The organism is Thioclava arctica, assembly GCF_040892615.1.
Taxonomy (GTDB): Bacteria; Pseudomonadota; Alphaproteobacteria; order Rhodobacterales; family Rhodobacteraceae; genus Thioclava; species Thioclava arctica.
In genome coordinates this window covers 1-243 of record NZ_JBFRYC010000077.1, presented here as the reverse complement: position 1 = coordinate 243, position 243 = coordinate 1, and the positions used below count along the sequence as shown (strand labels likewise).

The following is a 243-nucleotide window of genomic DNA, read 5'->3' as shown; positions in this document are numbered from 1 at the left end:
CTTTAAGCCCCTCACGTCGCCATAAGCGTTCAACCCGCTTGTCGTTGATCTGCCAGCCTGCCTCTCTCAGCAAAGCCGCAACCCTGCGGTAGCCATATCGGCCATACTGGCGCGTCAATTCGATCATATCAGCGACCAAGCGTTCTTCGTCAGCACGCCCACGTGGCAATCGACGTTGTGTGGATCGGTGCTGGCCCAGAACGCGACAAACCCGTCGCTCTGAAACTTTGAACTGACTGCGAA

General features: G+C 56.8%; 1 protein-coding gene. It reads right to left on the bottom strand.

Annotated elements, in window-relative coordinates; genetic code table 11:
- On the bottom strand, positions 1 to 243 hold a 243-nt coding region (locus AB4874_RS19990), incomplete at both ends, for an IS3 family transposase (protein ID WP_368393324.1).